This is a genomic window from Streptomyces sp. GQ60, from assembly GCF_059758875.1.
In genome coordinates this window covers 50,006-74,066 of record NZ_JCAXEG010000024.1, presented here as the reverse complement: position 1 = coordinate 74,066, position 24,061 = coordinate 50,006, and the positions used below count along the sequence as shown (strand labels likewise).

The window sequence follows — 24,061 nt, the reverse complement described above, 5'->3', positions numbered from 1 at the left end:
TCAGAGCCCGTTGGCACACGCCCTCTCGCATGAGGCCCTGGACGGACCGAAGTCCCTCCAGGGCCTGCGCACGGGGCGGGTGTCATTCCACGCGGTGGCGGTGGGCATCGACCACGTACGGTCCGTGCCCGAAGGCCGTGCTCACGCATTCGAGCCGACTGTAAACCTCAGCGGACACCGGGCAGTCGAACCGCGCGAGGGCATGCAGCAGGAACCGGAAGGCCAGCTCCGGGCAGACCTATAAGTCGTGGGCCGTCATCGCTTTGGACCTCTGCCGAGCGACAGCGGCGGCTTCAGCAGCGACCGCGGTGAGGGACCCCCTCAGGGCCTGAGCGGGTCCCGCTGCACGTCGAAACGGACCAGCCCCTCCTTCGGCCCTGGGCGTGCGTGGACCTACTGAGTGCAGCCAGTGACAGCGGGGTTTGATGGGTCACAGTTGGCGGGGTTGTTGTTCGCGATGGTCGTGTGGTTGAGGGTGACGTTTCCGCCTTCGTTGTGGAGGCCGGCGGGGGCGTGGGCCGCGGTGTTGCTTGTGACACGGGAGTCGTTGAGCGTTGCGTCACCCTGGTTGTGAATGCCGGCGCCGGTTCCCAGAGTGACCGCGTTCCTGTCGATGACGGTGTTGCGGGTATTGAGCGTTCCAAAGTTGTAGATGCCGCCGCCGGAGAAGCTTGCAGTGTTGCCACGGATGGTGGTGAGCGTGTTGATGGTGAGCGTGCCGAAGTTGGCGATGCCCCCGCCGGTTCTGGCGTCGTTGCTGCGGATCTGGCTGTCGGCGATGGTCGCGGAGGAACTGTTGTTATGGATGGCGCCGCCCAGGCCTTTTGCTTCGTTGCCGGTGAGGATGCTCGCAGTCAGGGTGAAGGGTGCAGAGATGCTGCCGTGCGAAATGGCGCCGCCGTTACCACCGCTGACGGGTCCGGTGGAGTTGTGGGTGAACACGCTGAGGTCCACGCGTGTGGTACCGCTGCTCAGGATGGCACCGCCGTGGCCGGCTTCGGTGTGGTTGCTCTTGAAGTAGGAACCTACGACGCGGAGGGTTCCATTGCTGTTGTTGACGGCGCCGCCTCCGTTGCTGGAGGCGTTGCCGGTGAGGCGGGTGTTGGAAAGAGAAACAACGGTGCCGAATCCCAGCTGGATGGCCCCGCCCTGGGCGCCTGCTCCGACTTTGGCGTTGGTGAGGGCAACGTCCCGGAGAGTCAGGTTCGCGCCGGTGGCAGGAGGGAGGCTGAAGAAGCGGAATTCGTTGTCGGTGTTGCGGTCTCGGGTGATGGTGGCGTTGCGTCCGTTGATGGTGATGGGGCTGGTGATCTGGGGGAGCGCGGCCTGGCCGGGGCCGGCGATCCGCTCGGTGAAGGTGTAGGTGCAGTCGCGGGCGAGGCTGAGGGTGTCGGAGGTGGTGGGGGTGCTGTTGGCGGTGGTGACGGCCTGGATGAGGGCGGCGGTGGAGCAGGCGACGTCGATGGTGGCGGCGTGTGCGGGGGTGGCGACCAGGCCGCCGAAAGTGAGTGCGAACGCGGGCGCGGCGAGCAGGGTAGCGGCCTGACGGGGGCGGCGTAGTGGCCTCATTGTCTGACTCCTTTTCGGGGGAGGCGCCGGGAGGCGATCCGATCTTTGTTTACATCAGCTCAACATCCATCGTTTTCACGGCGCACCGATTGCGGTCAGCCGTTCCCGGAGATCGCGATATTCGAGATCGAGGCTGTCGGGCCCGGCGAGAAGCCGTTTCGAATGGCGTGATCATCAGTTAGCGGCGGCTGCAAAAAGGAGGGGCCTGGGCGGGACCGGCTCCGACCGCCCGCGGCACGTCTGCATCGGATCTTCGACGGGTAGCACCGGGCGGAGGGTGTCCGCTCAAGGTTCACGAGGAGACGCCCATGGCCCTCGCCGCCGTTCCGGGTCCGACCGCGTGGACCTGAGCCCGTCCCGGAGCTCCACGACGCCGCCATGGCGTCCGAGCGCGAGGTGAGCGCCGCACTACGCCGCGCGCCGCGCACGTCGTGCCGCCGCGACACAGCACACACACCGGCCCGCAACGGGAGCCCGCGCCACGCCACATCACGTTGAACCCCGACTCGTGGGCGGGTCAGCACAGTCGAGAAACTCGTTCATGACGGCTCGACAACCACAGCATGATTTACATATGTTCGCGAATCTGTTACAGAACCGATACAGATCACCCCCTCTCCGGAAGTGAATTCGGGATGCCGTCGGAGAAAACTGGTCGGCCGCTACACGCTCAGGAATCACGACGCTGAAAGCAGGATCTTCATTCGTGTCCGATCGACCGCTGTCGCATCCGAACGCGGAGGTATCACGATGTCCGTCCCCAGGACCGAATCCGAATCCCGTAAGGCCCGGCAGGCACGCCGACTTGTTCGTCGCCCTGCCGGATTCGACCCCCCTCGCGTCATGCTGCTGCTCTGCTTCTTGACCACGAGTACGCTGGTCATCCCCGTGCCACCCGCCGACGCGGCCACACCGTACGGCGTCAGGGCGGTGGCCGTGGCCGCCTCCAAAGAAGGCGCACCGTACGCCCGCGGCGCAACAGGACCAAAACGGTTCGACTGCTCAGGCCTGACGCTCTATTCGTTCCGAAGCGCCGGCAGACAGCTACCCCGTACCGCCGAGCAGCAGTACGAGCACACCTCTCACGTCCCCCGGAGCAAACGCGCATTGGGGGACCTGGTGTTCTTCCCCAGGGGCTCGACCGTGGAACACGTGGGCATCTACGCCGGCCACGACAAGATCTGGCACGCACCCCGCCCAGGTACCCGGGTACGGCTGGAGCGGATCTGGAGCAAGAACGTCCGTTACGGGCGCGCTAGTTGAACTCAGTGAGAGTCGCCGCTGCCGGGGCCGCCGCACCCCCCTCAGGTGCGACGGACCTGGCGGCTTCACGGACGGCGCCGGACGGCGACGCCTACTGCGCAGACACCTTCAGCAGCTTGTTCGGGGTTCCGCTGCTCGGGTTGGTGATCCTCCCCGAGGTCGCCCCTTCGATCAGGGCCTGTGCGACCTGCGCGGGCGACGCGCTCTTGTGCCCGGCCAGGTAGAGGGCCGCGGCTCCCGCCACGTGCGGGGTCGCCATCGAGGTGCCGGATATGACCTTCGTGCCGCTGTCACTGTCGTTCCAGGCGGAGGTGATGTCCGAGCCCGGTGCGTAGAGGTCCACGACCGAGCCGAAGTTGGAGAATGAGGACTGCGAGTCTCCGGACGTGCTGGAGGCCACCGTGACGGCCTCCGGGACCCGCGAGGGAGAGCCCTGCCCGGCGTCGGCGGACTCGTTCCCCGCCGCGACGGCAAAGGTGACACCAGCGGCTATCGACCGGCGTACCGCCTCGTCGAGCGCCTCGTCCGCGCCGCCGCCGAGGCTCATGTTGGCGACCGAGGGCCCGCTGTGATGCTGCGTCACCCAGTCGATGCCCGCCACGACCTGCTCGGTGGTGCCGGACCCGTTGTCGTCGAGCACGCGGACAGCGACGATCTTGGCCTTCTTGGCCACCCCGTGCGAGGTGCCCGCGATGGTGCCGGCGACGTGCGTGCCGTGCCCGTTGCCGTCGTCGGCGCTCTGGTCGCTGTCCACTGCGTCGAAGCCGTGGGCGGCCCGGCCACCGAAGTCCTTGTGACTGATCCGCACGCCGGTGTCGATGACGTAGGCCGTGACCCCCTCGCCACCCGCGTCGGGGTACGTGTACTTCTCGTCCCCCGCCGTCCCTGTCTGGTCTATGCGGTCAAGGCCCCACGACGGCGGGTTGTCCTGGGTGCCGCTGATGGAGAACTTCTTGTTCTGGACGACCTTGCCCACCGCCGGATCAGCGGCGAGTCGCTTGGCGCCGGTCTCCGAAAGCCCGGACGCGGAGAAGCCGTTGACCGCCGACGCGTAGGTGCGTTCCAGCTCGCCGCCGTACTTCTTGGCGAGCGCCTGCTTATCCGCGTCCTTGTCGAGTATGACGATGTAGCTGCCGCTGAGCGCACCGGGTGCGCCGAGCCCGTACACCGTTCCCTCGGCCGGAGTGTTCGCGCCGGCGAGGGGGGACATCAGCATGCAGACACCAGTTGCAGTGGCGACTCCCGTGGCCACTGCAAGGACCCGGAAGCCGCGCGAACGGGTGCGTGCGTGCTTGTGAGTTGACATGGAGAGAGAGCTCCTCGTGTTGACGTGTGGGGCGTCAAGGCATGTTGCGTGAGCCCTCCGGAGCCGGAAGATCTCCGGGGGTTCAGCTCGAAACCCTGACCGATTACCGGAGTTGACTCAAGGCCGCCCCACGCGTCAGCGCTATTCAACAAGGTTTCTTAAAGAGACCTCCTCGTCGGCCCCCCAGAATGACCACACTCTTCGAACCACCCACACATACACACAACTTCCGGATGCATTCGCGAACAGGCTGCTGGAGCAACGCGCGTTCCTCGCATGGATCCGACCTCCGACAGGCCCGGGTGCGGCGCGCCCCGGCGGCTTCCTGGTCGGCCGGCCGGCCGCCGGACGGTACGTGTGCCTGGAGGCTCCCTGGTGCCCGAAGCTATGGCGCTGCGACTCGCCGCCAACGCGCCCCATGAGGACGGCACCCTCACCTTCCGCGTGCGCGCGGTTCCCGGCGGCACGGTCAGCACCGCGCTGGTGCAGCGGGCGGCGGGCGGCGGTGGGCAGCGTGGTCCGGCTGGGCCCCGCGCGCTCGTGGCTACAGGTCGGGTAGGCACCCGGCGGTGAGGCCGGCTCGGTCACGGGCGCGCTGCGCTCGGTCTTCGAGGAGGCGGCGGAAGCCGGCGACCGCGTAGCGCTCACCAGTGGCTGCCCCGGGGGACGGGATCCCGGCGACCGCGGCCATCAGCTGCTGGGGCTGGGGCTGCCACCCGACGATGAGGGTCCGCAGGCCCAGGCACTCGGCGCGCCGGTGGAGGTCCAGGAGATGCAGGAGGCCGGCCGAATCCATGGCGGGCACCCCATGCATGTCGATCATGAGGACGCGTTCCTGGTAGCCGACGCGGTCCAGGACGCACTGCAGAGCACCGTCCGCTTCCCGGTCGAGTTTCCCCGAGACGCTGAGGAGGACCGAGGTGCCGCAGTGCTGGACGTCGATGGTGATCAAATGGGGTGTCCTTGCCGTTGCCGGCGGGCGCTCGTGCCCGCGAGGCCACCATCCTGGCGTCGCGCCCGGCCGGGAAGGTGCCCGACGCGCGGCGACGGGAGCGGGCCGACGCTCGCGGAGCCGGCCGTGGGCAGTGGTGAGCGAGTGGTGAGCATGCTGAGCGGGCCGGCCTGGCTCCCGCCAGGCTCGCCGGGCAGGTGTGTGCCGACTGCCGCCGCACGCGATGCCGAGCACCGGCGCGCCCGCGGCCGTCGTAGCCCCGCCCGCCGTAGCCCCGCCCGCGGTGGGGCTACTTCGACAGCGCTTCCTCGTCGCCGCCGCGGCCCCGCCCGGGCAGACGGCCGAGCAGGCGCCCGGGCAGTCGCCGTCCCAGGTTCCGCGTCCGGCGGGTGCGGGTGTGGGCGTCGAGCTCTTCGAACAGGCGCTGAGAGCGCTTGTCCACACCCAGTTCGTCGAGGACCCGGTCGATCTCGGCGAGCAACGCACCGTGCAACTGCCAGTGCGCCGAATCCTTGCGGGCGTCGGTCAGCAGGAGCTGTGCAAGCCGGTCGCGGTGCACCCCTGCCACGGTCAGCTCCGCGGTCAGGCGGGCTTCCGCCTCTTCGGCGTTGGCGCTGACCTGCGCGGTGATCAGCTCGGCGAAGCTCTCCACTGCGATGGCGGTGTGGCGCAGCACCTGCTGCAGCGCGCTGGTGGTCGCCGGTTCGAAGAGGGGACCGTCGGGGCGGGCCTTGGCCAGGTCGGTCAACGTACGGCAGGCCACGCGCAGCACCACGGCGCAGATCTCCAGCGTGTCCAGGCCGGTGCGCAGCACCAGCCTGAAGAGCAGACCCTCCTTGACGCGCGGGTTGAGCCGGAGGCTGTCCTCGGCCTGCCGGAGCGCGGCGTCCACCTGCGCGATGTCGTTGTCCAGCCGGCGTGCCTCGTGCAGCCGGGCCGCCGCCTGCTCGATCCTGGCCGGTCCCAGGGGCTCCTCGCCGAGGTGGTCCAGCAGTCGGCTCATGCGGCTGGCGAGGTCGGTGATCGCGGCGCCCGCGGAGGCGACCCAGAGGGGTGGTGCGAAGAGCAGATTGACCAGCAGCCCGACCACCGCGCCGATCAGCGTCTCCAGGACCCGGTCCCACGCCGTACTCGCGACCTGTGTGACGCCGAGCACGAGCATGGCGCTGATCGCGACCTCGGGCACGAACTCGTCGACGCGGACCAGGTGGCCCACCACCAGCGAGGCCAGGATCAGCAGGCCGAGGCTCCACCAGGTGAGGCCCACCAGCACACTGAAACCGATCGCGATCAGGACGCCGACCACCACCGAGTTCACCCGGCGGATGCTGGTGGTCAAGGTCGAGTAGAGGGTGACCTGGACGACGAGCAGCGCGGTCAGCGGGGCGGTCAACGGGTTTGGCTCGCTGCTCAGCCGGAGCGCGACGACGTAGCTGATGACGGCCGCCGCGGTGGAGCGCAGGGCCTGGACGGCGACGGGCTCGCGTCGGCGTCGAGCGACTCGGATAGCGAAACTGCTGATCATTTCCGGCATACCTGAGCCCTTCCCGCAGCGGCGCGGGGTACGCGTTACCGCGGTGCACCTGCCGAGCCGGCACGCCGCGAGCAACGGGGCCCGCGCCACGAATCGGCCTCATACGGCCCTGTCGGCCGGTGCGCGCCCGCCACCGAGTCACGTGGTGTCGGGCCGCAGACCGCTGACGCGCAGGGCTACGGGCGAGGAGCTTCAAGCCTGGCTGAATGAGAAACGGCCGTCCTATGGTGGTGGTGCCAGGGTGAGGAAAGGAGGCTCCCCATGGTGATGCGCCGGCGCCTTCACGTCGATCAGGACGGCCACTCGATCACGGTGTGGTGCAGCCGCCCTGGACGGCAGGTCGAACTGCTCGTCGACGGCAAGGTCGTCGCCGCCGATCGCGAGCGACGGTCCGGCCTGACACGGCTGCGGGGAATCGTGGCCGGGGACCCTTCCAAGACGTTCACGGTGTACCTCAGCCGGCCCGCCGGCCCCGAAGGTGAGGTGTTGTGCACCCTGGACATCGACGGCATGCGCTATCTCATGCCCGAGGCCCCGCTCTCCCACAGCCCTGCCGGACCGAGGGTGCGCCCACCCCCGGCGACCACTCCCGCGCAGCTCCTGGCGCGACTCCTGGGACGCCGGGGCCGCCACGCCGGCGGCGGGCCGCGCTGACGGCGCGGGCTTGCGCTGGATGCGCCTGCTCACCGTCCCCGGTGGCGCCCGCGAGTACCGTGGGAGGGGCTCCCGGGGCGCACCAGCGGATGGGGTTGACCATCGTGTCCACATCGAGTCACGAAACGTTCGGCGCGCCCTGTTGGGTCAGTCTGCCGGCCCGCGATCTTGGTGCGGCGCAGGAGTTCTACGGTGCGGTTCTCGGCTGGGAATTCGGGCCCGGCCGTCTCGGAGAGGCGTTCGGAGTCGGCTTCGCCGACGGGGTACCGGTGGCCGGCATCGGCTCCCGGCCACCGGAGCTCGCCGTCCCCGTGGCCTGGACCCCGTACTTCGCCGTGGACGACGCCGGCGTCACGGCGGCACGGATCCTCGAACGCAGCGGAACCGTCGCCGTGGGACCGCTGTCCTTCGGTACGGGACGGGCAGCAGTCTGCGCCGATCTGGACGGGGCGGTCTTCGGGATCTGGCAGGGCGATGCCATTCCCGACTGGGGTATGGGCGGCGAGGCCGCTCCGGCGTGGCTCGAACTGTGCACCAGGAACGCGTTCGACGCCGCCATCTTCTACGGAGAGGTCCTGGAGTGGGCCTGCGAACACGCCGGCTGCTGCGAGGTCGCGTACGTGGAGGAGAACGACGGCATTCTGCTGCGCCACGGAGGCCGTACGGTGGCCCGCCTGCACGGCGGAGCGTTCCCTCAGTCCCCGGACCCACAGCTGCGGCCACGCTGGAACGTCCACTTCCGGGTGTCCGACCTCGACACCGCGGTGCGAGCGGCCCTCGGACTGGGCGGCAGCACCGTGTCCGCAACCGATTCCGGCCCCTCCCCCCACGAGGCCACCTTGAGGGACCCCGACGGCGCCGTGTTCGGCATCGCCGGCCCCGCCGCCCCTGTGACCGCCTAGCGCTGAACGCGTGGGCGGATGTCCGTGACCGGCAGGCCGTGCTCGGCACGCAGCCGCTCGGCCACGAGCGAGCGGTGGCATGCTTCCGGATCCCGCTCGACACAGAAGAGGGCGGTCACCACGCCGACGGGCAACTCGGCCACGAGGGCGGCCAGATCGAAGGGGTCGAGGATCTCACGGCTGTAGCGCTCCGCATACTCCTTCGCCAGGGCGACGCGGTTGCGCTTGCCCACCCCCTGCCGGTCGTCCTCGCGGTACTGGAGCTCACGCAGTTCCGTCGTCGGCGCCAGCCCCCTCACGTGCCGGTAGCCGATGCCCGCCGCGGCCAGAGCCCGCTGGAGCCGCGCCGAGTTCGCCCAGGAGTACGCGTGGCCCCGAACGCCTCGGCGCTGACGCAGGTCGAGCAGCAGCACCACGCCTTCGCCGGCGAGTGTCTCCAGGAAGCTCTCGGCGGTGAAGCCATACACACCGATCGTTGCGATACGTCTACTTCTCATCGCCGCACCCTTCACCAGCACACGTCCTGTCGCGGACCGAGACCTCCGGCGGGAGCCGGCCGGCTACGCGTAACCCGAGGCGGCCGACGTGTTTGATGACGATCGCCACCGGAGCCGCGGTGATCGTATAGATGACGCGGTAACGGCCGATGTGGATGCGGCACAGCCCCCGGCCGAGGAGGGCCGCGCCCCGTGGACGGGGCCGAGCGGCGAGGCAGTCGACCGCGTAGAGCAGGAGCCGCAGCCCCTCCGGGTCATCCGCGATGTGTCGCGCCGCCCCGCACACGGCCGCTTCGTCCCACACGATGCCGTACGTCATCACCCACGTACCCTCCGCTCCGTCGCGCCGGCTCGAGGACGGGAGCGCGTACCGGTCGGGGGTGCCCGGACGGACGTTCGGTCACAGCCCCTGTGTTCTCCCCAGAGAGCGCCTGCCCGAAGCGGCCGGTGCTAAGCCGACGGGCCGAGGTCGTGGCAGCCCGGCCGCCGTCGCGCTCGGCGGGCCGTCGTGTCGGGCATCCGCCGACGGGGCCGAGCGGCAAGATGGGGCGCCGGTTCCGTCGATGGGGAGCGTGATGCGCCGTGGTGAGCGAAGGTGCGAAAACAGGCTGGCCATGGCTGTAGACGCCGCGGACGCCTCGCCACCGGAAGGGCTGGGTGCAGTGCTGGCGTGGGTGCTGGAACAGTCCCACGGCGCGTCGGCCATGCAGCTCGCCGCCCTCATCGGCCGAGCCGCCCGCCGGCTCGGCATCCCCCAGACCCGTCTCTACCTGGCCGACATCCAGCAGCGGCGCCTCACCCCCCTGCCCCAGCCGGATCTCGCCGCGGACGAACGTGAGGGACTGGCCATCGACGGGTCCCTCGCCGGCCTCGCCTACCGCACCCAGCAGGTCCAGGCGGCGCGCGGCGGGGGTGCCACGTGGTTCCCGATGGTCGACGGGATCGAGCGGGTCGGCGTCCTGCACGCGGCGATCCCCGCCCCGGATGACGGACTGCTGCAGGCGGGCCGGGCGCTGGCGAGTCTGGCCACGCTGCTGGTGGTCTCCAAGTCCTCGCACCACGATCTGCTCGTCCAGCGCGAGCGGTCCCGTCCGATGACGCTTCAGGCGGAACTCCTGTGGGCGTTCCTGCCCCCGCGGACCATCGGAACCGCTCTGGCCACCTCGGCGGCCGTCCTGGAACCGGCGTACGACATCGGCGGTGACGCGTTCGACCACAGCTTCATCGACGGTGTCCTGCACTTGACGCTGCTGGATGCGATGGGCCACGACCTCGCCTCAGGTGGCGCCAGCGCCGTCGGGCTGGCCGCCTGCCGGTCCACCCGTCGATCCGGCGGCGGCCTCTCCGACATCGCCGCCACCATCGAACGCACGCTCACCCAGTGGATTCCCGACCTGCTCATGACCGCGGTCATCGCCGAACTCGACACCCACAACGGGCATTTCAGCTGGATCAACTGCGGGCACCCGCCTCCGCTCCTCATCCGCGACGGCCACGTCCTCGTCGGCGCCCTCGAACGCAGCGCTCAACCACCGCTCGGCTTCGGGTTCCACACCGCCGCCCCGCCCGCACAGGAACACCTACGACTCCAGCCCGGCGATCGTGTCCTGATGTACAGCGACGGCATCACCGAAGCCCGCTCCCCCGACGGCGACCTCTACGGCGAGGAACGCCTCGCCGACAGCATCATCCGCTCGACCGCCTCCGGAGACAGCGCACCCGAGGCCCTGCGTCGCCTCGTCCACAACCTCCTCGCCTACCAAAACCAGCACCGCCTCCACGACGACGCCACCATCCTCCTCACCGAATGGCACCCCAGGGGATGACCGGGCTCTCGCGATGCCCGGTCAGAGTTGGTGGCGGCACCACCTGCGGAGCATCGCCGCGGCGAGCACCAGGGTGCCGGGCCAGACGATGGCGAAGGCCACGGTCCAGGCGTGCGAACCGGTAGCGGTCGCGGCCACGAGCAGGGCGAGGCTGGCGAACAAGCCGAGGGCGAGGGCGATGCGGGCCAGAACCCCTGACGTCGGTCGGCGGCAGCGCATGGTCCGCAACCGGCGGTCCAGGATTCGGTCCCGGCGCAGTCCGGCCTCGATGACGGCAAGACTGCGGCGTTCGAACGGAGTCAAAGGGGCGGCCATGTCCTGCTCCCTCGTTCAAGGAGCGCGCCGAGTTGCCCGGCGACGAAGCCGCAGCGGCAGGACGTACCAGCAGAGCATGAACCAGACCATGACGCTCGCGACGATCACGGAAGCCAGCGGGCCCGGCAGAACGACGTCGAGGATGAGCAGCAGGGTGCACGCGATGGTCAGCGCCAGCAGGACGATCCCGCAGGCCATCATCCTGCCCGCGGCCTCGACCACTTCGTGCTTCAGCCTCAGGCCGCTCAGGCACCGGTGGATGGTGACGGGCGCGATCAGCGCGGCAGTCGAGGAGGCGCCCAGCACGACCGTGACGACGTACAGGCCTCTCCCGAAGGCGGACAGGCTCTCGAAGCGGGCCGTGAAGGCGATGCTCAACAGCAGGCCGAAGAGAATCTGACCACCCGTCTGGGCGACGCGGGTCTCCTGGAGGATCTCGACCCACCGCCGGTTCACCCGCTCCCGCGCCCCTTCCGGGACCGCGAACGCGGTCGTCGCCGTGCTCGGAGGATCCGCGCGTCGCGTCGTGCCTGCGGCGGTGGGGATGGCGGGTTGGTCGAACGGGGTGCTCATGGGTCTTCCATTTCCTCTGACGGCCCCTCGCTACGGACGACGACTCACAGGTCCGCGGTCCGTTACGGTAGGCCGAGCCCGATGGTGGATCCGCCCGGCCCCGGGCTGCGCGAGCAGGCTTCCGGCCGATGCAACCGGTCGTCTGTCCATCGCCACCACCGCCTTACACCCTGGTGGCAGCCGTTGACGGTGCGCACCAGAATCTCGGCAGGCACCTGCCCGCGCCACGTCCTTCCATGCCGCGTCCGCGGATCACGTGGAGCCCCGGCGCATGACCGCGGGGGTTCGTGGGCAGCCGCCGCACATGGACCGACTTTCCGGCTCCGGCCGCTCGTATTGGATGGAGACGGCCGCCCTGCCGTCCTTCGCCCCCCTCTCGGAGCCGGCGCAAGCGGATGCCGCGGTGATCGGCAGCGGCATGGTGGGGATCAGCACCGCGTGGGAACTCGCACGGGCGGGACTACGGGTGATCGTGCTGGAAGCGGGCCGGCTGGCGGGCGGCGTCACGGGTCATACGACGGGAAAGCTCACCGCCCTGCACACCACGGTGTACGACAGCCTCGGGAGCGAGCACGGCGTCGAGGCCGCACGCACGTACGCCGCCTCGCAGAGTGCCGCATTGCGGCACGTCATCGAGGTGGCCGGGGAACTCGGCATCGATGCGGAGCTGGAGAGGCGCCCGGCCCTCACGTACTGCGAGCAGTCCGAGGGCGTCGAGGCGTTGCGCGCGGAAGCCGAGGCGGCCAGGGCGGCCGGCCTGAACGCGTCGTTCGTCACCGACACCGGGCTGCCCTTCCCCGTGGCGGGGGCCGTCAGGGTGGAGGACCAGGCCCAGTTCCATCCCCTCAAGTACCTGCGCGGACTCGTCGACGACATCGTCGCGCTCGGCGGCAGCCTCCACGAAGGAACCCGCGTCACGGGCCTCGACGAAGGGGATCCCTGCCGGCTCACCACCGACACCGGGGCCGCCGTCCGCGCCCGGCACGTCGTCGTCGCCACCCATCACCCGGTCTTCGACCACGCCCTGCTCGCGGCGCGGCTGACCCAGCACCGTGACGTGGTGATCGCGGGCAGCCTGGCCGCCCACCGCGACCCCGAAGGGATGTACATCACGGAGGAGGGCGGCAAGCGGTCCGTCCGCACCGCGCCCCTCGCGGACGGCAACCGGCTCCTGATCGTCACCGGCGAGGCGTTCACCCCCGGCGGGGGCGACGACGTCGAGGCCGCGTACGCCCGCCTGCGGGCCTGGACCGAACGGCACTTCCCCGATGTCACCCTGTCCTGCCGCTGGGCCGCGCAGGACAACAGCTCCACGGACGGGCTGCCCCTCATCGGCCGCCTGCCCGGTGCCGGGGGGAACGTGTACGTCGCCACGGGCTTCGCCGGCTGGGGCATGACGGGCGGAGTCCTGGCCGGGACGGCCATCTCCTCCCTCCTGACCGGCGGCCAGGAGCCGTGGGACGGTCTGTACGACCCCGGCCGCGTCGGTTCGGTCCTCCGGTCCGCACCGACTCTCCTCAAGGCGCAGTGGGACACCGGCAAGCACTTCGTCAAGGACCGCCTGGACACGCTCGGCGACGGTACGAACGGGCCGGTCCGGAGCCTGCGGCCGGGTGAGGGAACCGTGGTCCGTGCCTCCGGCGGCACACCGTGTGCCGTGCACCGGGACGACCAGGGCGAACTGCACGCGGTGTCCGCGGTATGTACGCACATGGGCTGTCTCGTCGCGTTCAACAACGCGGAGCGGACCTGGGAGTGCCCCTGCCACGGCTCGCGCTTCGGCGTCGACGGCGGGATCCTCCAGGGGCCGGCCCTTCAGCCGCTGGAACGAATGGATTCCGAAGGGCTCGAAGAGCGTTGAGAACGGGATCCACGTCGCGTCCCTGCTCGTGCCCGGGCCGTCACGAGGCGTGGATCCCGCCGAGGTGCTCTTCCAGCCAGTCCGCGGCCGCTCGCCGGTAGAGCCTCCGGTTGTCCGCGCGCAGGAATTCGTGGCCTTCGTTGCGCAGCACGATCTGCCGCGCCAGGACGCCCCGCTCGCGGGCGGCGCGGACGAACTGCTCCGATTCCGTCGGCGGCACGTTGGTGTCGTGTTCGCCGTGCACGGCTAGGACGGGAGCGCGCAGCTGGTCGATGCGGCTCATCGGGGACAGTGCGCGCAGCAGTTCGCCGTCGTGTCGCGGATGCCCGTACTTGGCTGCGGCGGACTGGGCGATCCACGGTTCCGTGCCGGCGAAGAACGTGGCGAAGTCCGACATCCCGCAGACGGCGACCCCGGTGCGGAAGAGGTCCGGGTGCCACACCAGGGAGGCCATGGTGAGGTAGCCGCCGTACGACCGGCCCATCACTGCCAGACGCAGGGGGTCGGCGTAACCGAGCGCGACCACGTGGGCGGCGCAATCGGCGACGTCGTCGATCGCCGCGAAGCGGCCGGCGCCGAGGTCCGCGTCCACGAAGGAACGGCCCCAGCCGGACGAGCCCCGGACGTCGGGGGCGAACACGTCCAGCCCCCTGCCGAGGAGCTCGTGGTAGAGCGGGTCGAACACCGGCCGTTCCTGTTCCTCGGGCCCGCCGTGCAGGTGGACCACGCAGGGGGCCGGCCGGCCCGGATCCTGGTCCGGCGCCCTGTAGTACCAGCCTGCGAGAGCCAGGCCGTCCCGCGCCCGACAGCGCAGGGGCACGGGCCGTACGGGGGGCCGTCCGGGAGGGACCGCGTCCTCGTCCCGCGCCGACCAGCCGGTCCGGGAGGTCACGAGCCCCTCGTCGAGTTCCCAGATGCCGGGTTTGCGCCGGGAACCCGACAGGGCGGCGAAGAGCCCGCCGCGCTCCAAGGACGCGATACGGGTCACCACCTCGTGGGGCAGGTCCGCACGGTGCCCCGGTCCGGTGCCGTCGTCCGCTGGTCCGAGGCCGACCCTTTCCAGCTCGGTCGCACCGTGCACGTTCCACGCGAGGACGGCCCACCGGCCGTGGCCGGGCAGACTCAGCAGGTCCAGGGCGCTTCCGTGCCGCTCGGCGGCGACGGAAAGGCCCCGGCACGCGCCCCCGTCGTCGAGCCGTACCCGTAGCAGGGCCGCGAACTCCCGTTCCGCGTCGCTGCGCAGCCACAGCGTGCGGGCGTCCGGTGAGAACCGGCCGATCCAGACGTCGCCGTCGGCGACGTGCAGGGCGAAGGTCGTGCGGCCCGAAGCGGTATCGAGCACGAAGGCCTCCCGCCGACCGCGCGGGCCACGGCGCACGAGTGCGAAACGGCCGCCCGCGCTCATGTCGCACACCCGGAGGGAGGCCGCGCCCACCTCGCTGAACAGGAGAAGCGGCCCGGTGACTCCGTCCGGGTCCACCAGGTAGGCGGCCAGACCGCCGCCTTCGGACGCCGCGTGGCCCGGGGGCTTTCCGTCCGCCGGGGACGGACCTTCCGCTTCCGACGGCAAGTGCCCCGGTCCGCGGTGTTCCGCACCCGCCGCGGACGGCTGGGCGACCGTTACGGCCAGGACGGTCCCTTCCCGCGTCCAGCACCCCAGATGAGCCGAGCTGCCCGGCTCGGCCCCCGCGAGCACCTGCCGTCCGGTTCCGTCCGGGCGGACCACCAGGACCCGTGTGTGCTCGCCGCCGCCCGGCGCCGAGGTGTAGGCGATCCAGCGTCCGTCGGGAGACCAGGACACTTCCCTCACCGGATCGGGATCCCCGTCCAGCACGTGGGCCCCGCTTCCACGGGCAGGGCCCATCCACAGCTGAGGGACCCCGGACCGGTCGCAGATGAAGGCCACGTACTCGCCCGTCGGGTCGGCGGCGGGATACCAGCATCCATGGGCGGGCAGGACCGTCGGGGGGTCCGCGCCGCGATAGTCCGGCATGCGCAGCGGTACGGGCGCCGGTGCGGGCGGTACGGCAGCGCGGTCCACCGGCCGGCCGGTTCGCCCGTGTTCCGGGGTGAAGTGCGTGAGTTCCCGGGGCATTGGCCTCCTCTCGTCCTTCCGCGTCGAGACGACGACGCTCAGTTGATGCCCTGCGCCTGCAGCCAGATCTCCAACGAGGCCACCTGCCAGAGGGTGTTGGCACCACGCCTGGTGCGGAAACGGTTGGGTTCGGCGAGCAGCTCCTTGACGAAGCGCTGGTCGAAGACGCCACGGCGGCGTGCTTCGGGCGCCGTGAGGGCGTCGCACACGCGGGCCAGTACGGGCTCCGCCATGTTCCGGACCGCGGGAACCGGGAAGTAGCCCTTCGGCCGGTCGACGACTTGCCGCGGCAGGAGGGTGCGGCCGATGTCCTTGAGCACGGCCTTGCCGCCCTGCGCGAGCTTCAGACGGGGAGGGCAGGCCGCGGCCAGCTCGACGAGTTCGTGGTCCAGGAAGGGCACCCGTGCCTCCAGACCCCAGGCCATGGTCATGTTGTCGACCCGCTTCACCGGGTCGTCCTGCATGAGGGCGTGGACGTCCATGCGCAGGCCCGCGTCGAGCGCGGTCTCGGCGCCGGGGGTGGCCATGTGGGCGCGGACGAAGTCCATCGAGGCGTCGTGGTCGGGAGCGAAGGCGGGCTCCAGCATGGCCGTGAGATCGGTGTGGCTCCGGTCGAAGTACGCGGTCGCGTACGCCGTGTCCGCCTCCGCCCGGCGGGCCGCGGCGATCTGCGGGTACCAGTGGTAGCCGGCGAACACCTCGTCCGCACCCTGGCCGCACAGCACCACCTTGACCTCCTTGGAGACCTGTTCCGACAGCGTGTGGAACGCCACGGCGTCATGGCTGACCATCGGTTCCGCCATGGCACCGATCGCGGACTCCAGGGCCGCGGGAAGACGGTCGGAGGGGATCATGAACTGGTGGTGGTCCGTCGAGAACCGGCGGGCGACCAGGTCCGAGTACACGAATTCGTCGCCTTCCTCCCCGTTCTCCGACTCGAAGCCCATGGCGAAGGTCGTGACGTCCTCGTGCCCCAGCTCGGCGAGCAGCGCCACGATCAGGCTGGAGTCCAGCCCGCCGGACAGGAGCACCCCCATCGGGACGTCCCCGACCGTGCGCCGCCGCACCGCTGTGCGCAGTGCGTCGTGCAGGGCTTCCTGCCAGAGCACGGCGTCGTCGCCGAGCTCGGAGTGCCTGGTGTAGGACGGCTGCCAGTAGCAGCGGTCCTGTCCGGTGCCGTCCCGCTCGACCACGCGGACGGTGGCCGGCGGGAGTTTGCGCACCCCGTTCAGCACGGTGCGCGGCGCCGGCACCGTGCCGTGCCAGCTCAGGTACTGGTGGAGTGCCACCGGGTCCAGCGACGTGTCGACGCCCCCGCCCCTCAGCAGCGCCGGCAGGGAAGAGGCGAAGCGGAGCCGGTCGCCGTCCTCGGTGACGTACAGGGGCTTGATGCCCAGGCGGTCCCGCCCCAGGACGACCCGACCCGTGTGGTGCTCGGCCACGGCGAAGGCGAACATGCCGACGAGGGACTCGACGCACTCCGGCCCCCACTCGGCGTACGCCTTGACGACCACCTCGGTGTCGGATTCGGAGAAGAAGCGGTGTCCGAGTCGCTCGAGACGGCCGCGCAGCTCACGGTAGTTGTAGATGCAGCCGTTGAAGACGGCGGTGAGACCCGACTGCGCGTCGGTCATGGGCTGCGCTCCGCGCTCGGAGAGGTCGATGATCTCCAGGCGCCGGTGCCCCAGCGCCACCGAGCCCTGCGACCACACACCCCTGCCGTCCGGTCCTCGCGGCTCCAGCGCGTCGGTCATCCTCTCGACCGCGGCCAGATCGGTCCGGCCACCGTCGAAGCGCACCTCCCCGCTCAAACCGCACATGGCGCACCTCGGCCTGCCTGGACGCCGCCTCCGGCGCGCCCCGCCCTGGGGGCTTCAGTCTCTGTGGGAGACCAGCTCTTGTTCATCATGGTTACGCTCCTGCGCCCGTCGGGCCGACCACCATCGATCCACCCGAAGGGGCGATTGACACATGAACCGTCTGCCCAGCGGCACGCCCCTCAAGCGAACGACCCTCCGGACAGCGGCAGCCCGCCGTCGGAACGGCGGGCTGCTGCTGCTGCTGCTGCGGAGAGCATGATCACCGGTCGGCCGTCAAGGACGGTCGGGGCGCTGTTCGCGCGGGGTGGGACCGCCGGACTGAACCGGCTGATGTTGGTCCGTGCGGGCGGTCTGGCGAGTGTCCTCTGCGCCGGAAGCCGGGGCTGCGCGCTCGCGGCGCCATGGTGGTTCGGGCATCCCGGCCGGCCCGGCCGGACGAGGGCTCGACCGCTACGGAGAAGGAGACGGGAATGGACGCGATCGTGCTGCTGCGCGAAGACCACAAGACGGTCGAGAAGCTTTTCAAGCGGTTCGAGAAGACGGGGGACGAGGACCTCACCGACCGGCAGGCGATCGCGGCCGAGGTCATCGAGGAACTGACCGTGCACGCGTGGATCGAGGAGAAGATCTTCTATCCCGCGGCCCGTGAGGCGGCTCCGGACACCACCGATCACATTCTCGAGAGCATCGAGGAACACCACGCGGTCGTGTGGATGCTCTCCGAACTCAAGGACATGGACCCTTCGGACGAACGCTTCAAGGCAAAAATGAGCGTCCTCATGGAGAACGTCCGCCACCACGTCGAAGAAGAGGAACAGGAGTGGTTCCCCGACGTCCGCAAGGCCCTGGGACGCAACCGGCTCACCGAGATCGGCGAACGGCTCGAGGCGGAGAAGAAGAACGCGCCGCGCGATCCGCTGGCCGTACCCAGCGCGACCGGCACGTAGGGACCCGGTCCCAGGTCGCCCTCTTCGGCCTTCCCGCGTATTCGCCGTCCTCGGCCGGGGAAGGCGCACGGTGCGAAGGTGCCGTGAGGACGAGGAGGGAGCAGCACGATGGACGGGGCAGCGACAGAATTGCGACGGGCCCTTGAGTCGAGCTGTCTCGCGCAGGCCGAAATCCTGCGGATGGACGGTTCCGTACGTGCCTCGACGGGCCCGTTCCTCACCACCGTGCGGGAGGGAAGGCGGCTGGTGCAGCTGTTCGAGGCACCGGCGGACGCCATCAGCGAAGGGATCACGGTGGGGGGCCGGAGGTACGTGGCGGCGGAGGCGAACCGGCACCTCCTGCACGGCAAGCAGGCGGACTCCGGCGTGATAGCCGTGAAACGGCCTCCGTTCGTCGTCGTCGGCCTGTACGAACCGGGCCGGCCACCGGCCGACGCCGTCCTCGCCGTGGACCAGCTCGCCGCGCTCCTCGCTTCCGGATCGCCGTAACCACACCTCCGGGGCAGGATAGCTCCGGGTCTGACCGGGCAGGCGCCCAGAAGTACACGGAGACCGGGCGACGAGGGAGGAAGAGACATCATGACCACCGCCCGCGAGATCATGACGGAAGGCGCCGAATGCATCGGCGCCGACGAAACCATCCTGGAAGCAGCGGAAAAGATGAAGGAGCTGGGGGTCGGCGCGCTGCCCATCTGCGGTACCGACAACCGGCTCAAGGGCATGCTCACCGACCGGGACATCGTGGTGAAGGTGCTGGCGGAGGGCCTGGACCCCGCCCAGTGCAAGGCCGGCGATTTCGCCCAGGGCGAGGCCGTGACCATCGGGGCCGACGACGACGCGGAGGAGATCCTTCGCACGATGGCCCAGCACAAGGTGCGCCGCCTGCCGGTCATCGACGGGCACGACCTCGTCGGCATGGTCGCCCAGGCCGACGTGGCCCGCGCCCTGCCGGAAGCGAAGGTCGGCGACCTGTTGGAGACGCTGTCCAGCTGAGCGGCCCGCAAGACGGCGCCGTGCGGCACAGAGGGGTTAGAGGAGGCTGAGGCGGACGCGGGCTTGCCGGCATGCCCGGCAAGCCCCTGGTTCCGCCGCCGCCACCTCGAACCCCTCGTCCGCGCCCGGTCACTCCAGGACGGACGCACCGACGGAGAGGTCCGCCACCAGGCCCGCGAAGGCGGCATGCCGGTCGGTGGCCCGAAGGACCGCCGAGGGGTGCAGCGTCGCCAGCAGTTGCCCGGTGAGGGCGCTGGAGTCCGCGCCGTCGAGCGTCGACATGGGCAACAGGACTCCGCGCTGATCCGCCACGCGGAACGGGGAGCCGAGCAGGGCCTTGCCCGCCGTACCGCCCAGTACGATCAGCAGCTCCGGGGTGATCAGCCGCAGCTCCTTGGCCAGCCAAGGGCGGCACGCGGTCATCTCCCGCAGGCTCGGCGGCTTGTGGATGCGCCGCTTGCCGCTGGGGGAGGGCGTGAACTTGAAGTGTTTGACGACGTTCGTCACGTACGCCTCTTCGTCGCCGAGCCCCGCTTCGGCCAGCGCCTTGCGCAGCAGTTGCCCAGCCGGACCCACGAACGGCTCCCCCGCCACGTCCTCGCGGTCCCCGGGCTGTTCTCCGACAAGCATCAACCTCGCACGAGCCGGGCCCTTGCCGAACACCGTCTGCGTGGCGTTCCGGAAGAGCGGGCACCCCTCGCACCCGGCGGCGGCCCGACGCAGTGCGGCCAGCCCGCCGCGCGAAGGCACGTACGGCGTCGCGTCGTACTGCCGGCCGTCGGCGGTCGGCCCGCGATCCCGGTCGGTGTCCGCGGCCGGGGCGGTCTTCGCACGCGCGTCCATCGCAGATCATCTCCGAACCGCCGCCCGAACCGACTGGTGCCCCACGTCCGTCCCGTAGCCCGGGGGACGGAACGGCAACCGGCGTCTGCCCGACGCCACCGCGACGAAACGGCCACGGCCGGTTCGGGCATACGACGCCACACGCGGGGTAGCCCTGCGAGGGCCGCCGCGTCGGTTCCGACGTGCCAGGCCCGACCTCTGAAGGGAGCCCCCGTGCACGACGGCATCCACTCCCCCTCCCCCTCGTCAGCCGATACGGTGCTGGGGAACATCAGGCGGGCGGAAGTCTCGCTGAACTCCAATGTCTTCCCCGCGGACGTATCCGACCGGGCTCGCGCGTCCGTCGAGGCCGCCCGGCTCGCCCTGAGCCACGGCGACGAGACCGCGGCACTGGCCGCGTCCGCGCTCGCGGTCCGGCTGCTCGCCGACGCGTTGCGCTGAACCCAGATCACTGCCGGGGCGCGTCAGGGGGCTTTGCCGACGATGGTCTCGGGTGTGGTGCGCCGTTCGACCAGGTCCTTGGCCACCTCGGTGGGGCGCCGGTGGTGTCGTCCGGCGTAGGCGGTGAGGTAGTGGGCGGCTTCGTGGGGGGTTCTGCCGGCGGTGGCTGCGATCATGCCGCTGGCCGTGTCGAAGACCGCCTTGCCGGAGAGGACGGCCTGCGTCCGGGCGGTGATGTCCTCGGACCGGAGGCCGTCTCTGCTCCACGTCATCAGGGCGGTGGTCGCGACGTCGGCGAGGGCGCGCAGCAGCCGCGTCTCGGCACCGGTCAGCGGGGTGGGCAGCCGGCCCAGGAGGTTGAGGGCGCCGATGGGCCGGCCACGGGCGATCAGCGGCACCGCGTGGGCGCTGCGGTAGCCGGCGGCGAGGCCCAGCGGGACGAACGCGGGCCACCGGTCGCGGTGGGCTTCGAGGTCGATCGCGTGGACTTGGATGCCCTGGTCGAAGGCGTCGATGCAGGGGCCCTGGCGGATCTGGGCCTGCCACATCTCGGTCAGCTCGACGCTGTGCTCGGTGGCGGCGGCGGAACGCAGCTGTCCGCGGGCGTTGACCAGCATGACGCCCGCCGCGTCGACGGAGGTCAGAGCGACGCTGTGCCGGGTCAGCCGGTCGAGGAGCGTCGTGGGGTCGACGTCGTCGGCGAGGGTATCGCTGAGCGTGACGAATGCTTCGGTGAGCTGCTCCTCGCGGGTGCTCATGCCGGTTTCACCGCTTCCTGCTCCCCCTCGTGAACGCTGTCGGGCCTAGTCATGGAACCTGATCCTTCCGGCGATGACGTCGAAAGCCGCCTCCGTCACGGTCTGTCCGTGGGAGAAGGCGTGGGCCCTCAGGCGGGCCAGGGCCTGGTGGGGGTCGACTCCCAGATGAACCATGATCATTCCAGTGGCCTGGTGGACCTCCTCGTGGTCCGTCTCGGCCTCGTCCAACCAGGAGCCGCCCAGACCGGTTCCGGAGTCTCGCGCCTGGAGGGCGAACAGGGCGGTGGTGATCGCGTCGGCGGCGGGGAAGGCGAAGGCACGGTCCTGGTCGGAGAGGGGGCCGGTGCGGTCGCGGTAGAGGTCGAGGCTGCCGATCGCGAGGGCGCTGCTGCCCAGCGGCAGCGAGAACACGGCCAGAACCCCGAGCTCGACCGCCTGCTGGGCGAAGACGGGCCAGCGGGCGGCGTCCGGGCCCCCGGTGAGGTCCCCGGCCAGGACGGGCGAGCCGTGGGTGAGCGCCGTCTGGCAGGGTCCGTCGCCGAGCGTGTACTGGGCTTCGGCGAGCCGGCCCGCGACCTCGTCGCTCGACCACCACAGCGTGCGGGTGTCGGGATCCTCGCCGGACAGTGACACCGAGGCGCCGGTGACGTCCATCAGGTCGACGCACGCCCGGCACAGGGCCGCGGGCACGTCCGCACCGGGGACACCGCGGACGGCTCCGGTGAACAGCTCCCGCAACTCGGGACCGGCCGCGTTTTCGGGGCGCGGTCCCCCGTCGGCGGGCCGCTGATTGTCCTCGGGGTGGACGGAATCCACGACGCTTCACCTCCAGCGGCAGCGTCAGACGCGAAGGCACGGCGGATCAGTACGCCGGGCGAGGCAGATTCCCTGCACCCGCAGCAGGAGCGCGCGCGTGGCCAGCGCGTATGCCAGCAGAGCAGCCTGCTCCACCGGTTCCGCGGGGCGCGGGCGGTGGAGCAGCGATGCGCGCGGCCGGCCCTTGCGGCCGGCCTCGATGCGGACCAGGGACATCTCGTGTGCCGCGCTCCACGCGTAGGCGGTGGGCAGGATTCCGGCGGCCTCGTCCGGTGCGAGGTCCCCGAAGTCGAGGACGAGGCACCGCACAGTGGTCGGCAGGAGGGTGAGGGCGGCACGGAGGCGTAGGACGCATTCCAGGTGCGGTCCGGCAAGGCCATCGGGGCACAGGGTGATGACGGCGTAACTGCCCAGGAGCTGGGTCCGGGCGCGGCAGGAGGTCACGAGGCTTCCCCACCTAGGGGGCGGCAGCCTTGCACATCAGGCCCTGGGGGCCTTGGTCTGGGCTCGCAGCGGGTGCTGCGGACTTGTCCGGCGGTGTCGAAGGCCGCGAGGGGAGCCCGTCCGGCAGGCGGGGGCGCCGAAGCCTCGATACGACGGAACCAGGCTGGTCCATCCCCACCACCATCCCACGGTTGGAGCCCGGTTGATCCGTACGGCCGCCGACAGATCTGCCGGACCGGAACCCGGCCGGCAGCCGACGATCCCCCGTGCCGGGTCGGCGTGCCGTGGGTACTGCCGTTGTCCGGGCGGGAATACCTTCCGTACACGCTCCTCCGCGTCGTGCGTCCTTGGATTGGAGGGATCCTCCGTATGCCTCCAGCCGCGCGCCGGCCCCTGGACCCACCTACCGCACCCGCCCCGGCGGATGAACGCGCCCGGCGGCCGCTGGGCGATCCGGGCACCGCGTGGGCACTCGGGATGCTGATGGCGACGCCGTGCACGGCGCGCGATGCGCAGGGGATCCTGGCGACTGCCGCCGGCCTCGCCCGCACCACGCTGGAGGACCTGGCCGCCGCCATGGTCGCCGGCGCCCGCGGGGAGCCGGTACCGGCACACGTGGAACGCGCGGTCCGCCGCGCGGTGGAAGCGGCGCGCACCCCCGGTACGCCGGTCCGCCAGCCCGTCGGCATCGTGCCGGCCCGCGCACGGACCGAAGAAGTCCTGGCCCGGCTCCGTAGCAGCCAGGCCCGCCTCGCAGCCCATCCCGACGATCCGACCGCGCTACGGGCCATGGACGACGCGGCCTACACGCTCTGCGTCCTCATGGGGCGAGCCAGCGTCCACACGGCAGTCCTGGCCGCCCTGGAACACCTCGCAGCGCCTTCCAACGGCCCGTAGGGACCGCGTGCCCGCATGCGTCTGTGGAGTCAGCCCTCGACGCCGGTCGACGCATGCGGGGCGCCGACCGGTTTGGATTCGGGTGAGCCGCGCTGGCGGAGGTAGACGGACAGGATGACCATCGCGGCAACCGCGAGGAGCTCGGACTGCCAGTTCTGCAGGGTGCGGCTCCAGAAGTCCGGCAAGGTCAGGTAGGTGCCCCAGCCGACGGGGTCCTGGAGCTGCCGCAGCCGCTGCTCGTCGTACGCCGCCGTGCCCGCGATCGACTGCGCGAACCAGGACCCGATGAACAGGCCCCCCATGACCAGGCCGAGCGAGCGGGAGTACAGCCGCTGCCGCCAGTCCTTCGTGCCGGCCCAGCGGGGGGAGTCCTTCCTGGCGTGATCGCCCAGGTGCTGCTCCCGCTCGGACTCGGTACCGACCTTGTGGAGTTCCTTGGACTCGGGCGAGCCCCGCTGGACGAGCCATACGGTGCCGAAGATGTAGAGGAAGAACTGCAGGAATTCCGACTGCCAGTTCTCGGTGACGTCCACGGCGAAGTCGGAGGTCGTCACGTATTCGCCCAGGCCGATCCGCTGGAGGCCGTCGACGGTCAACTGGTCGTTGAACTCGGCGTGTCCGGCGATGGCCTGCCCGACCAGGACCAGCAGGAACGCGATCCCGAACGCCAGGGTGAGGCTGTTGTCCCGCCAGAACCCGCTCCGTCGCGGTTTGCCGCGCGTGTCGTCGCTCATCGCTGCATCGCCCCGATCGCG

General features: G+C 70.7%; 26 protein-coding genes. 11 read left to right on the top strand and 15 right to left on the bottom strand.

Annotated features, from left to right (window positions below; genetic code table 11):
• Positions 1-244, top strand: a 244-nt coding sequence (locus AC6CKD_RS34480; RefSeq protein ID WP_498332820.1) for a hypothetical protein, incomplete at its 5' end; no start/stop codon positions are given.
• A gap of 149 nt (positions 245-393) precedes the next feature.
• On the opposite strand, the gene AC6CKD_RS34475 is transcribed toward AC6CKD_RS34480, so the two are convergent.
• Positions 394-1,569: a hypothetical protein gene (locus AC6CKD_RS34475; RefSeq protein WP_498332818.1), complete on the bottom strand. Its 1,176-nt coding sequence runs from the start codon at positions 1,567-1,569 to the stop codon at positions 394-396.
• Between the two features lie 843 nt (positions 1,570-2,412).
• Here AC6CKD_RS34475 and AC6CKD_RS34470 point away from each other — a divergent pair.
• Positions 2,413-2,832: a C40 family peptidase gene (locus tag AC6CKD_RS34470; RefSeq protein ID WP_498332816.1), complete on the top strand. Its 420-nt coding sequence runs from the start codon at positions 2,413-2,415 to the stop codon at positions 2,830-2,832.
• A 91-nt stretch (positions 2,833-2,923) separates the two neighbouring features.
• Here AC6CKD_RS34470 and AC6CKD_RS34465 read toward each other — a convergent pair whose 3' ends face one another.
• From AC6CKD_RS34465 to AC6CKD_RS34455, 3 genes are all read right to left on the bottom strand, one after another.
• Positions 2,924-4,138 carry a S8 family peptidase gene (locus tag AC6CKD_RS34465; protein ID WP_498332814.1) on the bottom strand — a complete coding sequence of 405 codons (1,215 nt, stop codon included), beginning with the start codon at positions 4,136-4,138 and terminating at the stop codon, positions 2,924-2,926.
• A 544-nt stretch (positions 4,139-4,682) separates the two neighbouring features.
• The gene (locus AC6CKD_RS34460; RefSeq protein WP_498332812.1) at positions 4,683-5,090 is read right to left on the bottom strand and encodes an STAS domain-containing protein; all 408 of its coding nucleotides are present in this window, start codon (positions 5,088-5,090) and stop codon (positions 4,683-4,685) included.
• Between the two features lie 289 nt (positions 5,091-5,379).
• The gene (locus tag AC6CKD_RS34455) at positions 5,380-6,624 is read right to left on the bottom strand and encodes an FUSC family protein (protein ID WP_498332810.1); all 1,245 of its coding nucleotides are present in this window, start codon (positions 6,622-6,624) and stop codon (positions 5,380-5,382) included.
• A gap of 261 nt (positions 6,625-6,885) precedes the next feature.
• On the opposite strand from AC6CKD_RS34455, the gene AC6CKD_RS34450 reads away from it, so the two are divergent.
• Positions 6,886-7,278, top strand: a complete 393-nt coding sequence (locus tag AC6CKD_RS34450; RefSeq protein WP_498332808.1) for a hypothetical protein — start codon at positions 6,886-6,888, stop codon at positions 7,276-7,278.
• Between the two features lie 89 nt (positions 7,279-7,367).
• On the top strand, positions 7,368-8,180 hold the full coding sequence (locus tag AC6CKD_RS34445) for a VOC family protein (protein WP_498332806.1): 813 nt from the start codon (positions 7,368-7,370) through the stop codon (positions 8,178-8,180).
• On the opposite strand, the gene AC6CKD_RS34440 is transcribed toward AC6CKD_RS34445, so the two are convergent.
• Both AC6CKD_RS34440 and AC6CKD_RS34435 read right to left on the bottom strand, forming a co-directional pair.
• Positions 8,177-8,677, bottom strand: coding sequence for a DUF488 domain-containing protein (locus AC6CKD_RS34440; RefSeq protein WP_498332804.1), 501 nt, complete (start codon positions 8,675-8,677; stop codon positions 8,177-8,179). The genes AC6CKD_RS34445 and AC6CKD_RS34440 overlap by 4 nt on opposite strands.
• Positions 8,667-8,996 (bottom strand): type II toxin-antitoxin system RelE family toxin, encoded by a 330-nt coding sequence (locus tag AC6CKD_RS34435; RefSeq protein ID WP_498332802.1) that lies wholly within the window; start codon positions 8,994-8,996, stop codon positions 8,667-8,669. The genes AC6CKD_RS34440 and AC6CKD_RS34435 overlap by 11 nt, the downstream gene beginning before the upstream one ends.
• A gap of 295 nt (positions 8,997-9,291) precedes the next feature.
• Between AC6CKD_RS34435 and AC6CKD_RS34430 the strand changes: the two genes are divergently transcribed.
• Entirely contained in the window at positions 9,292-10,503 is a 1,212-nt protein-coding gene (locus AC6CKD_RS34430; RefSeq protein WP_498332801.1) for a PP2C family protein-serine/threonine phosphatase, read from the top strand.
• Positions 10,504-10,524: 21 nt separating this feature from the next.
• Here AC6CKD_RS34430 and AC6CKD_RS34425 read toward each other — a convergent pair whose 3' ends face one another.
• Positions 10,525-10,818, bottom strand: coding sequence for a DUF3040 domain-containing protein (locus AC6CKD_RS34425; RefSeq protein WP_498332799.1), 294 nt, complete (start codon positions 10,816-10,818; stop codon positions 10,525-10,527).
• 15 nt (positions 10,819-10,833) lie between these two features.
• Positions 10,834-11,391 (bottom strand): DUF6328 family protein, encoded by a 558-nt coding sequence (locus AC6CKD_RS34420; protein WP_498332797.1) that lies wholly within the window; start codon positions 11,389-11,391, stop codon positions 10,834-10,836.
• 304 nt (positions 11,392-11,695) lie between these two features.
• Here AC6CKD_RS34420 and AC6CKD_RS34415 point away from each other — a divergent pair, with 304 nt between their 5' ends.
• Positions 11,696-13,252: an FAD-dependent oxidoreductase gene (locus AC6CKD_RS34415; protein ID WP_498332795.1), complete on the top strand. Its 1,557-nt coding sequence runs from the start codon at positions 11,696-11,698 to the stop codon at positions 13,250-13,252.
• A gap of 40 nt (positions 13,253-13,292) precedes the next feature.
• Here AC6CKD_RS34415 and AC6CKD_RS34410 read toward each other — a convergent pair whose 3' ends face one another.
• Together AC6CKD_RS34410 and AC6CKD_RS34405 are read right to left on the bottom strand one after the other, a co-directional pair.
• Positions 13,293-15,347 (bottom strand): S9 family peptidase, encoded by a 2,055-nt coding sequence (locus tag AC6CKD_RS34410; protein WP_498332793.1) that lies wholly within the window; start codon positions 15,345-15,347, stop codon positions 13,293-13,295.
• Between the two features lie 38 nt (positions 15,348-15,385).
• The gene (locus tag AC6CKD_RS34405; RefSeq protein WP_498332790.1) at positions 15,386-17,167 is read right to left on the bottom strand and encodes an N-acetylglutaminylglutamine amidotransferase; all 1,782 of its coding nucleotides are present in this window, start codon (positions 17,165-17,167) and stop codon (positions 15,386-15,388) included.
• A 470-nt stretch (positions 17,168-17,637) separates the two neighbouring features.
• Here AC6CKD_RS34405 and AC6CKD_RS34400 point away from each other — a divergent pair, with 470 nt between their 5' ends.
• From AC6CKD_RS34400 to AC6CKD_RS34390, 3 genes are all read left to right on the top strand, one after another.
• Positions 17,638-18,114 (top strand): hemerythrin domain-containing protein, encoded by a 477-nt coding sequence (locus AC6CKD_RS34400; RefSeq protein ID WP_498332789.1) that lies wholly within the window; start codon positions 17,638-17,640, stop codon positions 18,112-18,114.
• 108 nt (positions 18,115-18,222) lie between these two features.
• Positions 18,223-18,603: a profilin gene (locus tag AC6CKD_RS34395; protein ID WP_498332787.1), complete on the top strand. Its 381-nt coding sequence runs from the start codon at positions 18,223-18,225 to the stop codon at positions 18,601-18,603.
• A gap of 90 nt (positions 18,604-18,693) precedes the next feature.
• Positions 18,694-19,107, top strand: coding sequence for a CBS domain-containing protein (locus tag AC6CKD_RS34390; protein WP_498332785.1), 414 nt, complete (start codon positions 18,694-18,696; stop codon positions 19,105-19,107).
• Positions 19,108-19,236: 129 nt separating this feature from the next.
• On the opposite strand, the gene AC6CKD_RS34385 is transcribed toward AC6CKD_RS34390, so the two are convergent.
• Entirely contained in the window at positions 19,237-19,950 is a 714-nt protein-coding gene (locus tag AC6CKD_RS34385; protein ID WP_498332783.1) for a UdgX family uracil-DNA binding protein, read from the bottom strand.
• A 213-nt stretch (positions 19,951-20,163) separates the two neighbouring features.
• Between AC6CKD_RS34385 and AC6CKD_RS34380 the strand changes: the two genes are divergently transcribed.
• Positions 20,164-20,391 (top strand): hypothetical protein, encoded by a 228-nt coding sequence (locus tag AC6CKD_RS34380; protein ID WP_498332782.1) that lies wholly within the window; start codon positions 20,164-20,166, stop codon positions 20,389-20,391.
• 23 nt (positions 20,392-20,414) lie between these two features.
• Here the strand turns inward: AC6CKD_RS34380 and AC6CKD_RS34375 are convergent, their stop codons facing one another.
• The 3 genes from AC6CKD_RS34375 to AC6CKD_RS34365 are packed head-to-tail and all read right to left on the bottom strand — an operon-like array spanning position 20,415 to position 22,409.
• On the bottom strand, positions 20,415-21,149 hold the full coding sequence (locus AC6CKD_RS34375) for a GAF domain-containing protein (protein WP_498332780.1): 735 nt from the start codon (positions 21,147-21,149) through the stop codon (positions 20,415-20,417).
• 45 nt (positions 21,150-21,194) lie between these two features.
• Entirely contained in the window at positions 21,195-21,965 is a 771-nt protein-coding gene (locus AC6CKD_RS34370; RefSeq protein ID WP_498332779.1) for a GAF and ANTAR domain-containing protein, read from the bottom strand.
• Between the two features lie 24 nt (positions 21,966-21,989).
• A complete protein-coding gene (locus tag AC6CKD_RS34365; protein ID WP_498332777.1) occupies positions 21,990-22,409 on the bottom strand; it encodes a hypothetical protein in 420 nt (139 codons plus the stop codon).
• 369 nt (positions 22,410-22,778) lie between these two features.
• On the opposite strand from AC6CKD_RS34365, the gene AC6CKD_RS34360 reads away from it, so the two are divergent.
• Positions 22,779-23,306 carry a DUF5133 domain-containing protein gene (locus AC6CKD_RS34360; protein WP_498332775.1) on the top strand — a complete coding sequence of 176 codons (528 nt, stop codon included), beginning with the start codon at positions 22,779-22,781 and terminating at the stop codon, positions 23,304-23,306.
• Positions 23,307-23,335: 29 nt separating this feature from the next.
• Here the strand turns inward: AC6CKD_RS34360 and AC6CKD_RS34355 are convergent, their stop codons facing one another.
• Entirely contained in the window at positions 23,336-24,040 is a 705-nt protein-coding gene (locus tag AC6CKD_RS34355) for a DUF6766 family protein (RefSeq protein ID WP_498332773.1), read from the bottom strand.
• Positions 24,041-24,061: the final 21 nt, after the last annotated feature.